At 63.3% G+C, this 10,177-nt stretch carries 11 protein-coding genes; 4 read left to right on the top strand and 7 right to left on the bottom strand.

The window, feature by feature from the left end:
* Nucleotides 1–178: 178 nt before the first annotated feature.
* On the bottom strand, nucleotides 179–970 hold the full coding sequence (locus tag NKH59_RS32640) for an ABC transporter ATP-binding protein (protein WP_352471507.1): 792 nt from the start codon (nucleotides 968–970) through the stop codon (nucleotides 179–181).
* Between the two features lie 176 nt (nucleotides 971–1,146).
* Here NKH59_RS32640 and NKH59_RS32635 point away from each other — a divergent pair, with 176 nt between their 5' ends.
* Nucleotides 1,147–1,551, top strand: a complete 405-nt coding sequence (locus NKH59_RS32635) for a cupin domain-containing protein (RefSeq protein ID WP_023675871.1) — start codon at nucleotides 1,147–1,149, stop codon at nucleotides 1,549–1,551.
* 35 nt (nucleotides 1,552–1,586) lie between these two features.
* On the opposite strand, the gene NKH59_RS32630 is transcribed toward NKH59_RS32635, so the two are convergent.
* Genes NKH59_RS32630 through aptA form a run of 4 tightly spaced genes read right to left on the bottom strand, consistent with a single transcriptional unit; the run spans nucleotide 1,587 to nucleotide 6,103 of the window.
* The gene (locus NKH59_RS32630; protein ID WP_352471506.1) at nucleotides 1,587–1,928 is read right to left on the bottom strand and encodes a hypothetical protein; all 342 of its coding nucleotides are present in this window, start codon (nucleotides 1,926–1,928) and stop codon (nucleotides 1,587–1,589) included.
* 29 nt (nucleotides 1,929–1,957) lie between these two features.
* Nucleotides 1,958–3,409, bottom strand: coding sequence for a dihydropyrimidinase (gene hydA, locus NKH59_RS32625; protein WP_352542902.1), 1,452 nt, complete (start codon nucleotides 3,407–3,409; stop codon nucleotides 1,958–1,960).
* Between the two features lie 58 nt (nucleotides 3,410–3,467).
* Nucleotides 3,468–4,718 (bottom strand): Zn-dependent hydrolase, encoded by a 1,251-nt coding sequence (locus tag NKH59_RS32620; RefSeq protein WP_352471503.1) that lies wholly within the window; start codon nucleotides 4,716–4,718, stop codon nucleotides 3,468–3,470.
* A 56-nt stretch (nucleotides 4,719–4,774) separates the two neighbouring features.
* A complete protein-coding gene (gene aptA / locus NKH59_RS32615) occupies nucleotides 4,775–6,103 on the bottom strand; it encodes an omega-aminotransferase AptA (protein ID WP_352471500.1) in 1,329 nt (442 codons plus the stop codon).
* A 289-nt stretch (nucleotides 6,104–6,392) separates the two neighbouring features.
* Here aptA and NKH59_RS32610 point away from each other — a divergent pair, with 289 nt between their 5' ends.
* Nucleotides 6,393–6,986: a TetR family transcriptional regulator C-terminal domain-containing protein gene (locus NKH59_RS32610; protein ID WP_352453406.1), complete on the top strand. Its 594-nt coding sequence runs from the start codon at nucleotides 6,393–6,395 to the stop codon at nucleotides 6,984–6,986.
* 101 nt (nucleotides 6,987–7,087) lie between these two features.
* On the opposite strand, the gene NKH59_RS32605 is transcribed toward NKH59_RS32610, so the two are convergent.
* Nucleotides 7,088–7,960: a helix-turn-helix transcriptional regulator gene (locus NKH59_RS32605; RefSeq protein WP_352453402.1), complete on the bottom strand. Its 873-nt coding sequence runs from the start codon at nucleotides 7,958–7,960 to the stop codon at nucleotides 7,088–7,090.
* Nucleotides 7,961–8,065: 105 nt separating this feature from the next.
* On the opposite strand from NKH59_RS32605, the gene NKH59_RS32600 reads away from it, so the two are divergent.
* Nucleotides 8,066–8,917, top strand: coding sequence for an SDR family NAD(P)-dependent oxidoreductase (locus NKH59_RS32600; RefSeq protein ID WP_352453403.1), 852 nt, complete (start codon nucleotides 8,066–8,068; stop codon nucleotides 8,915–8,917).
* Nucleotides 8,914–9,636, top strand: coding sequence for an SDR family oxidoreductase (locus NKH59_RS32595; RefSeq protein ID WP_352542903.1), 723 nt, complete (start codon nucleotides 8,914–8,916; stop codon nucleotides 9,634–9,636). The genes NKH59_RS32600 and NKH59_RS32595 overlap by 4 nt, the downstream gene beginning before the upstream one ends.
* Before the next feature lie 30 nt (nucleotides 9,637–9,666).
* Here NKH59_RS32595 and NKH59_RS32590 read toward each other — a convergent pair whose 3' ends face one another.
* Entirely contained in the window at nucleotides 9,667–10,044 is a 378-nt protein-coding gene (locus NKH59_RS32590) for a DoxX family protein (RefSeq protein ID WP_352542904.1), read from the bottom strand.
* Nucleotides 10,045–10,177: the final 133 nt, after the last annotated feature.

The following is a 10,177-nucleotide window of genomic DNA, read 5'->3' as shown; positions in this document are numbered from 1 at the left end:
CCGGACATATGGACGCAAGCGATCGAAAACGACGCAAAACAACCGTTGCAGGCAGGGCGCCGTCCACATATGGATCCTAGGGTCTGCGCAGGCCGCTTCGCGGCTGCTCCGCCCTAGGATGACGAAGGCATGGGGGGCCCCGCTAGCCCCAACGGGGAGAGGAGGGAGTTCATCCCGCTCAATCATCATAGCTGTGCCCTGCCCTCAGCCCGTCGCGCACGCGTGCCGCGATGGCCAGGAACTCCGGCGTCTCGCGGATATCGAGCGGTCGCTTTTTCGGCAGCGTCGATTCTATGACGTCGCTGACACGCCCCGGGCGCGGCGACATGACGATGATGCGCGTCGACAGATAGACCGCCTCGGGGATCGAATGGGTGACGAAGCAGATAGTCTTGTTGGTGCGCTCCCAAAGCTCCAGCAGCTGTTCGTTGAGGTGATCGCGCACGATCTCGTCCAGCGCGCCGAACGGCTCGTCCATCAACAAAAGGTCGGCGTCGAAGGCGAGCGCCCGCGCGATCGAGGCGCGCTGCTGCATGCCGCCCGAAAGCTGCCAGGGGTATTTCTTCTCGAAGCCGCTGAGATTGACAAGGTCGAGGGTTCGCTTGATGCGCGCCGCCTGCTCCGCCCTGGACAGGCCCATGATCTCCAGCGGCAGTGCCACATTGCGCTGGATGGTGCGCCACGGATAAAGTGCGGCCGCCTGGAAGACATAGCCATAGGCGCGGCTCTGGCGCGCCTGCTCGGGCGTCATGCCGTTGACGGAGATGGCTCCCGATGTCGGCTTCTCCAGATCGGCGATGACGCGCAGCAAGGTCGTCTTGCCGCAGCCGGAGGGCCCGATGAAGGACACGAATTCCCCCTTGCCGATCGTCAGGTCGACATTCGACAGCGCCTGTACCGGACCATCATTGGTCTGGAAGGTCAGGCCAAGCTTGCTTGCCGAAACAACGGCTGGGGATACTCCCGTCATCGGCCGTAGCCTGTCGCTTCCGGCCACTGCGGCGCCGGCCGGAATCCCATTGATTTTACCCAGATGTTGCTTTCCACTCGCCCAGTCCTACTCGCCGCAGTTTTACTCGCCCCAGTTCTATGCGCCCCAGTTCTACGCGCCCTTGTCCCATCAGATAGACGCCCGGAGTTGCCCCGATGTCGCCCAAACCGACTTGCCATCTTATCCGCCCTGAAAGCTCTTATGAAGGCAAGCAGGGCCTGAGTTATTTCGCCGGTATCGCCGCCGAAACAGTCGGCTCGTCCGGCATCTGCATGCATCTGCTGACCATGCCGCCGGGTGCCCGCGCCAAGGCGCATATGCACGAAAACCATGAAACCGCGATCTATGTGCTCTCCGGCGAAGTCCATACCTGGTATGGCGACCGGCTCGAACAGCATATCGTGGTCAAGGCCGGCGATCTTTTCTATATTCCCCCCGGCGTGCCGCATCTGCCGGCCAATCTGAGCGACGGCCCCGCCTCGGCGGTCATTGCCCGAACCGATCCCAACGAACAGGAAAGCGTCGTCCTGCTGCCGGAACTGGATGGGTTGGTCGCCTGACGCCGGCATCGAGGCGGCGGTCGTCATCGGCACCGTCACGAACATGATTTCAGCGGCCCGATCTCCTCAAGGCCGGGAATGGTCACGAAGAAACCGTCCCCTCCTCTGTTGATGACCTTGACGACATCCGTGGTCGTGCCCTTCTCGCCCTCGGCGAAACAGGTGGAGCTCAACAACAGGGTGCCAGGCGCCGTCGTCAGTCGCTGTGCGAACTGGCAGCCGCTGCCATAGGTTTCGACGCCGTCGGCGGTCAGCACGACATAATCGTCGCTGTCCTGATAACCGAGCCGTACACCAGCGCAACCGACCTCATTGCCAAAGGAGCCGGCAAGGACGTCAGCCGCCGCCGGCCCGGCGCCAAGGATCACTGCGGCCATTGAGATAATCGCTCCGTGGCTCGCCAAGCTCAAACGCCCGTCGCCGGAATGCCCGTCCGTTCCACCTTGCGCGGCGCGGAAATTTCCTTCCACGTCGACAGCGCCCGGTTGACCGCCGCGTTCGGCTCGCGAGCGACGAACTCGCCATGGCCGGGCTCCGCCTTGACCTCGTTTTCCTCGATCGACAGTTCGCCGCGCGAGAAGACGAAGCGCGGCAGGCCGGTTACCTCAAAACCTTCGAAGACATTGTAGTCGATCACCGACTGCTGCTTCTTGGCCGTGATCTTCTTCTTGCGCTTCGGGTCCCAGACGATGATGTCGGCGTCCGCGCCTTCGACGATGGCGCCCTTCTTCGGATACATGTTGAGGATCTTGGCGATGTTGGTCGAGGTCACCGCGACGAACTCGTTCATCGTCAGCCGGCCGGTGTTGACGCCGGTCGTCCACAGCACCGGCAAACGATCCTCGAGCCCGCCCGTGCCGTTCGGGATCTTGGTGAAGTCGCCGACGCCGTTGCGCTTCTGTTTGGTGGTGAAGGCACAATGGTCGGTCGCCACCACTTGCAGCGACCCGGCCTGCAGGCCGGCCCACAGCGAATCTTGGTGCAGTTTGTTGCGGAAGGGCGGGCTCATCACCCGGCGCGCCGCATGGTCCCAGTCCTTGTTGAAATATTCGCTCTCGTCCAGCGTCAGGTGCTGGATCAGCGGCTCGCCGAATACCCGCATGCCTTTCTGGCGCGCCCGGCGGATGGCTTCGTGCGCCTGCTCGCAGGAGACATGCACGACGTAGAGCGGCACGCCGGCCATGTCGGCGATCATGATGGCGCGGTTGGTCGCCTCGCCTTCGACTTCAGGCGGGCGCGAATAGGCGTGCCCCTCCGGGCCGCTGTTGCCCGCCGCCAGCAGCTTCTGCGACAGCGCCGCGACCACGTCGCCATTCTCGGCATGGACCAGCGGCAGCGCGCCAAGATCGGCACAGCGCTGGAACGACGAATAGAGCTCGTCGTCATCGACCATCAGCGCGCCCTTGTAGGCCATGAAATGCTTGAACGAGGTAATGCCCCTGTCGACGACGGTGGCCATCTCGTCGAACACCTGCTTGCCCCACCAGGTGATCGCCATGTGGAAGGAATAGTCGCAGGACGCCTTCGAGGTCTTGTTGTCCCACATCTGCAGGGCCTCGAGCAGTGATTGCTGCGGCGCCGGCAGGCAGAAATCGACGACCATGGTCGTGCCGCCGGCAAGGGCCGCGCGGGTACCGGATTCGAAGTCGTCGGCCGAATAGGTGCCCATGAACGGCATTTCGAGATGGGTATGCGGGTCGATGCCGCCCGGCATCACATAGCAGCCGCTGGCGTCGAACTCATGGTCGCCATGCAAATCCGAGCCGATGCCGATGATCTTGCCGTGCTTGAACAGCACATCGGCCTTCCACGTCCGGTCGGCGGTGACGATGGTGCCATTCTTGATGACTTTGGACATTTTCTTGTTCCCTTATTCTCTTCGCGCTTCTTGTGAGCGGCGTTGCGAGGCTATCCCATCACCCCACAATCCCCGCCGTGTCCACCACCGCATGGAACAGCACGTCGGCGCCGGCCGCTGCCCATTCCTTGGTGATTTCCTCGGCCTCGTTGTGGCTGAGCCCGTCGACACAGGGGCACATCACCATTGCGGTGGGTGCGACGCGGTTGATCCAGCAGGCGTCATGGCCGGCGCCCGAGACGATGTTGCGATGCGTATATCCCAGGCGCTCCGCCGCATCCCGCACAGCCTTGACGCAGCCCGCGTCGAAAGTGACCGGATCGAAATGGCCGACCTGATCGATTTGATATTTGATGTCGAGCGCGTCGCAAATTGTGTCGATGCCGTCGCGGATGCGGCCGTCCATGGCGTCCAGCACCTCCTTTTCCGGCGAGCGGATGTCGATAGTGAAGACGGTGCGCCCGGCAATGATGTTACGCGAGTTCGGATAGACCTCCATATGGCCGACCGCGCCGACGGCGTCGGGTTGGTAGTCCATGGCGATCTCGTGCACCAATTCGATCACCCGCGCCATGCCGAGCCCGGCATTGCGCCGCTTCGGCATCGGCGTCGAGCCGGTATGCGCCTCCTTGCCGGTCAGCGTCACCTGCAGCCATTTCAGTCCCTGGCCGTGGGTGACGACACCGATGTCGATGCCCTCGTCCTCGAGGATCGGGCCCTGCTCGATATGCAATTCGAAGAAGGCGTGGATCTTGCGCTCACCGACTTTCTCGGTGCCCTTCCAGCCGATCCGTTCGAGCTCCTCGCCGAATTTCTTGCCGTCCTTGTCGACATGTGAATAGACGTCGGCCTGGTCGAGCACGCCGGCGAATACCCCGGACGCCATCATCGCCGGCGCAAAGCGGGCGCCTTCCTCGTTGGTCCAGTTGGTGACGACGATCGGATGCTTGGTCTTGATGCCGAGATCGTTGAGCGAGCGCACGACCTCCAGGCCGCCGAGCACGCCGAGCACGCCGTCATACTTGCCGCCGGTCGGCTGGGTGTCGAGATGGCTGCCGACATAGACCGGCGGCAGGCTGGGGTCGGTGCCTTCGCGACGGGCAAACATCGTACCCATCTCGTCGACGCCCATTTCGAGCCCCGCCTCATCGCACCAGCGCTTGAACAGATGCCGCCCTTCGCCGTCCTCGTCAGTAACAGTCTGGCGATTATTGCCGCCGGCAATGCCGGGGCCGATCTTCGCCATCTCCATTATCGAATCCCACAAACGGTCTGAATTGATCCGCAGATTCTCGCCGGGGGCGGCCATATTCTAAAACCTCATTGGTTGCGCGGCGTCGAGGGGGAGGGAAAGCTGCACCTGGTTCAATCCACGGCCCTCAGCACTTCGCGCACATGGTCGATCAATTCGTTGATCTGGCCTTTGGTGATGATCAGCGGCGGCGACAGCGCGATGATGTCGCCGGTGGTGCGGATCAATGCACCGCGCTCGAACGCCTTGACGAAAGCCGAGAAGGCCCGCTTCGTTGGCTGGCCGGCGATCGGCGCCAGCTCGATCGCGCCGATCAGGCCGATGTTTCTGATATCGATGACGTTCGGCTCGCCCTTCAGCGAGTGCAGCGCGTCCTCCCAGTACGGCGCCAGTTCCTCGCCGCGCGTCAGCAGCCCTTCTTCCTTGTAGGTGTCAAGCGTGCCCAGCGCTGCCGCGCAGGCGATCGGATTGCCCGAATAGGTGTAGCCGTGGAAGAACTCGATCATGTGCTCGGGGCCGGTCATGAAGGCGTCGTGGATTTCCTTCTTCACGAACACCGCGCCCATCGGGATGACGCCGTTGGAGACGCCCTTCGCCGTGGTCATGATATCCGGCGTGACGCCGAAATAGTCGGCGGCAAACGGCGTACCGAGACGGCCGAAACCGGTGATGACTTCGTCGAAGATCAGCAAGATGCCGTGCTTGGTGCAGATCTCGCGAAGCTTCTGCAAATAGCCCTTCGGCGGCAGGATGACGCCGGTGGAACCGGCAACCGGCTCGACGATGACGGCGGCGATGGTCGAGGCGTCGTGCAAGGCGACGATGCGCTCCAGCTCGTTCGCCAGTTCCGCGCCATGCTCCGGCACGCCCTTGGTGAAAGAGTTCTTTTCCGGCAGATGCGTGTGGGGCATGTGATCGACGCCGCCGAGCAGCGTGCCGAACATCTTGCGGTTGGTGACAATGCCGCCGACGGAGATGCCGCCGAAATTGACGCCGTGATAGCCGCGTTCGCGGCCGATCAGACGGGTGCGCGAGCCCTCGCCTTTGGCGCGGTGATAGGCGATCGCCATCTTCAGCGCGGTCTCGACCGATTCCGAGCCGGAATTCGTGAAGAACACATGGTCCATGCCCTTCGGCGCGATGTCGACCAGCCGGTTCGCCAGCTCGAACACGATCGGATGGCCCATCTGGAACGCCGGCGCATAGTCGAGCTCGGCCGCCTGGCTCTGGATCGCCTCGGTGATCTTCGGGCGGCAGTGGCCGGCATTGACGCACCACAGGCCGGCGGTGCCGTCGAGCACCTTGCGCCCGTCGCTGGTCGTGTAGTGCATGTCCTTGGCCGACACCATCATGCGCGGCGCCTGCTTGAACTGCCGGTTTGCCGTGAACGGCATCCAGAATGCACTGAGATCGTTCGGCGTGACTTTCAGCCGGTTGGACATGACCGAGACTTCCCCTTGTAACTTGTTTCGGTGCGGCTAACGCCTGGTCTTTCCAACTTGGTCTTCGCGACGTTTTCGTGCTACGCAAATTTTTGACCGGTTGGACAAACGTTAGCACCGCCTTATCAGCGGTCAAGGGATTACTAGCGGAAATGCGGCTTTCGAAGTGCGCTCCACAGGGCGGAGAAAAACTGGTCCAGAGAATTGGTCCAGACACTCCTCGCAGCGAAGGTTTTTCGAGGTGACGGGTGCGGTCGAAAGCTCTGCTCCTCGCCGCACCCGCATCCAGATGGAAAAGCGCGAGCTCATCCTCGAGGCGGCGCTCGAAGTCTTCTCGACCAACGGTTTTCGCGGCTCGACAATCGACCAGATCGCTGAAGCCGCCGGCATGTCGAAGCCGAACCTGCTCTATTATTTCCGCCGCAAGGAGGACATCCACAAGACGCTGATGCAGCGGCTTCTCGACACCTGGCTGGCGCCGCTGCGCGAACTCGACGATATCGGCGACCCCTTGACCGAACTGCGCAGCTATATCAGGCGCAAGCTCGAAATGGCGCGCGATTTCCCGCGCGAGAGCCGGCTGTTCGCCAACGAGATCCTGCAGGGCGCGCCGCGTATCATGCCGATGCTGGAAGGCGAGTTGAAGACGCTGGTCGACGAGAAGGCCAATGTCATCAAGGGCTGGATGCGCGCCGGCAAGATTGCCCGCACCGACCCCTGGCACCTGATCTTCTCGATCTGGGCGACGACGCAGCATTATGCCGATTTCGACGTGCAGGTCCGCGCCGTGCTCGGCCCTGACCGCGGCGGCGACGGCCGCTTCGAGGATGCCGCAAGGTTTCTCGAGCAACTGTTCATCGACGGGCTGAAGCCGAAGGGCTGAGGCAGCTCGGCTGTCGCAAACCTCCCCCATTGCTTCGTCATCCTGGGGCGCAGCAAGGAGCGGAGCGACGCAGCGCAGACCCCAGGATGACGAAGTTGGGCTCACGCGCTGCGCCGCTCGGCCGGCAGCGCATCGAGCAGCTTCTGCAGCTTGGCGATCGAGTTCTGCTCGGCGAGCGGCGTGTAGACGATCAGCTTCATGTCCGAGCCGTCGTCGATCGACAGGCTCATATGCTCGAACGCCATGGCACCCGCTGTCGGATGCCTGACATGCTTTACACCCGACAGGTTACGGGCCACGTCGCGTAGCGGCCACCAGGCGCGAAACTCCTGGCTCGAGCGCGTCATCAGCGCGATCAGCCGCTCGAAATCCGGATCGCCGACATATCTGGCGCTTTCTGCCCGGAATGACGCCAGCACGGCACGTGCCAGTTCCTCCCAATCAACGAGCAGGCGCCGATGCTGCGCGCTGGTGAAAACCATATGGACGATGTTGCGGGCATCGCCCTCCAGCAGGCCATAGTCGCCGAACACGGCTGCCGCAGCAGAATTCCAGGCCAGCACGTCCCAGCGCCGCCCAAGGACATAGGCCGGCTGCAGGACCAGGCTCTGCAGCATGTGCAGCAACGGGCTATCGACTTTTTCCGGCGCGTCGACGCGACGCTCCGGCTGCGGGCGGCCGGCAAGAATGAACAGATGCCGTTGCTCGGCCGTGTCCAGGCGCAGCGCCCGGCTGAGCGCCGTCAGCACTTCCACCGACGGCCGAACGTCGCGGCCCTGCTCCAGCCAGGTGTACCAGGTCGTGCCGACGCCGGCGATCATCGCCACCTCCTCGCGCCGCAGCCCGGGCGTGCGCCGGCGCAGGCCGGTCGAAATGCCGGTGGCCGAAGGCGTCAGCCTTTCGCGCCGCGAGCGCAGAAAGGCGCCAAGCTCGCGGCGACGGCTGCCTTCGGCAGAATGCGTGGTGGAATCCATCGGCGCTATTATAGCAGTACCGATACCAGGATAAAGTTTGAACTGTTTGGCATGCGTCTGGTGTCCCATCTTTCTGCTCAGAGCGATGACATGGAGGCTCTGAACATGGAACTGAAAGACAAGACGATCCTGATTACCGGCTCAACCGACGGCGTCGGCCGCGTTGTCGCGCAACGGCTCGGCGCCGGCGGCGCCCGCATCCTGGTGCATGGCCGCGACGCGACAAGGGGCAAGGCGATCGTGACCGAGATCGAAGCCGCCGGCGGCAAGGCCGAGCTTCTTGTCGCCGATCTCTCCTCCCTGGCCGAGGTCCGCCGCCTCGCCGAAGCCGTCCGCGCCAGGACCAAGCGGCTCGATATCCTCATCAACAATGCCGGCGTTGGCACCGCCGGCCCCAACGCGAAACGGCAGGTCAGCGCCGACGGCTACGAGCTGCGCTTTGCCGTCAACTACCTCGCCGGTTTCCTGCTCACCACGGAGCTGCTGCCACTGCTCAAGGCCAGCGCGCCGGCGCGCATCATCAATGTCGCCTCGGCCGGGCAACGGGCGATCGACTTCAGGGATGTCATGCTGACCCGCTCCTACGACGGCGTTCGTGCCTACTGCCAGAGCAAGCTGGCGCAGATCATGTTCACCATCGACCTGGCGGAGCAGCTGCACGGCACCAATGTGACCGTCAACAGCCTGCATCCGGCAAGCTACATGAACACCACGATGGTGCGGCAGGCGGGCATCACGCCGTGGAGCTCGGTCGAAACCGGCGCCGAAGCCATCATCAACCTCGCCACATCGCCGGCACTCGAAGGGCGAAGCGGCCTCTATTTCGACGGCCAAAGGGAATCCCGTGCCGATGCACAAGCCTATGACGCGAAGGCGAGGCAGCAGTTGCGTGAATTGAGTCTCGGCCTTGTCGCGCTCGCACCCGCTTCCGCAACATCGAAGAAAGAAAATTCATGACCGAGAAAACGCAGCACGCCGTGATCGTCGGCGGCTCCTCCGGCATCGGCCTCGCCACCGCGAAAAAGCTGCTTGGCCCGGGCATGAAGGTGACTATCACCGGGCGCAACCGGGAAAGGCTCGACAACGCATGGCAAAGCCTTGGCGGCGCAGTCGAAAAGGCTGCCTTCGATGCCGCGAAGCCGGACGAGGTTCGCCGGTTCTTCAACGATCTCGGCCCTTTCGATCACCTGGTGCTGGCCGCCAGCGGCGGCAAGGGGCTCGGTCCGTTCGAAACGCTTGACCTGACTGACATCGGCGGTGGCGTCGACGAGAAGGTCCGGCCACAGCTCTCCTGCCTGCAGGCCGCCTTGCCGACGCTGAACAAGAGCGGCTCGGTGACTTTCATCTCGGCGGTGTCGGCGCAATTGTCGGCGCCGGGTGTCGCCGGCATCGCCGCCGTCAACGGCATGCTGCTGACCGTGGTGCCGATCCTGGCAATGGAGCTGAAGCCGCTACGCGTCAATGTCGTGGCGCCGGGCGTCATCGACACGCCGTGGTGGGATTTCCTGCCCGATGAACAGCGCCATGCGGTGTTTGCCGATTATGCCGGCAAGACACCGGTCGGCCGCATTGGCCGCGCCGAGGACGTCGCTGAGGCGATCGCGTTCCTGGTTTCGAACAGCTTCGTCACAGGCCAGATCCTGACCTGCGACGGCGGCTTGCGGTATGCGGCGTGAGCGGCTGCCTCCAAGAGGCATCAGTCGTTGTCAAAGCGACTGCGCGATCAGCGCCAGAAATCCTCCGGCCAGCGCGACGTTGCCGACAAAGCCGTTGATGCGGGACGCGCGCTCAGGCCCCTGATGATCCCAGAAGTTATGGAACATCGGCGTGGCGACGATCAGGAACAGGATCAGGCATGCCGCCGCCGCAGCGGTCCAGATGCCCGCGATCACCAGCGCTCCGGCAATGATTTGCAGGACGATCCCCAGCCAAAGAACCAGCCGTGCCTGCGGCACGCCGCGCGTCGTCATCAATTGGCTCACCAACGCCGCGTTCTGAATGTTGCGCAGGCCGGCAAAGACAAAGCCGCCGCCAAGCAGCAGGCGGGCGGCGAATAGGATCTCACTATCAAAGTTTGAAAACATGCTGTCGGGTCCTCGGGCAGAAAAGAGGCGCGCGGCGGAACCCCCCGCGCCCGGTCCCATCAACGGCGGGCCACACAGAGGGCAACCGGGAGGTTTGAAGAAACCGGACGCCAACGCCGTGTCACGTGTTTAT

Source organism: Mesorhizobium sp. M0998 (assembly GCF_040318885.1).
GTDB lineage: Bacteria > Pseudomonadota > Alphaproteobacteria > Rhizobiales > Rhizobiaceae > Mesorhizobium.
This window is presented reverse-complemented; position numbering and strand designations above follow the sequence as displayed.

Coding starts and splice junctions, on each gene's coding strand:
- NKH59_RS32640 (WP_352471507.1), bottom strand. CDS start 970: ATGACGGGAGTATCCCCAGCCGTTGTTTCGGCAAGCAAGCTTGGCCTG.
- NKH59_RS32635 (WP_023675871.1), top strand. CDS start 1,147: ATGTCGCCCAAACCGACTTGCCATCTTATCCGCCCTGAAAGCTCTTAT.
- NKH59_RS32630 (WP_352471506.1), bottom strand. CDS start 1,928: ATGGCCGCAGTGATCCTTGGCGCCGGGCCGGCGGCGGCTGACGTCCTT.
- hydA (WP_352542902.1), bottom strand. CDS start 3,409: ATGTCCAAAGTCATCAAGAATGGCACCATCGTCACCGCCGACCGGACG.
- NKH59_RS32620 (WP_352471503.1), bottom strand. CDS start 4,718: ATGGCCGCCCCCGGCGAGAATCTGCGGATCAATTCAGACCGTTTGTGG.
- aptA (WP_352471500.1), bottom strand. CDS start 6,103: ATGTCCAACCGGCTGAAAGTCACGCCGAACGATCTCAGTGCATTCTGG.
- NKH59_RS32610 (WP_352453406.1), top strand. CDS start 6,393: ATGGAAAAGCGCGAGCTCATCCTCGAGGCGGCGCTCGAAGTCTTCTCG.
- NKH59_RS32605 (WP_352453402.1), bottom strand. CDS start 7,960: ATGGATTCCACCACGCATTCTGCCGAAGGCAGCCGTCGCCGCGAGCTT.
- NKH59_RS32600 (WP_352453403.1), top strand. CDS start 8,066: ATGGAACTGAAAGACAAGACGATCCTGATTACCGGCTCAACCGACGGC.
- NKH59_RS32595 (WP_352542903.1), top strand. CDS start 8,914: ATGACCGAGAAAACGCAGCACGCCGTGATCGTCGGCGGCTCCTCCGGC.
- NKH59_RS32590 (WP_352542904.1), bottom strand. CDS start 10,044: ATGTTTTCAAACTTTGATAGTGAGATCCTATTCGCCGCCCGCCTGCTG.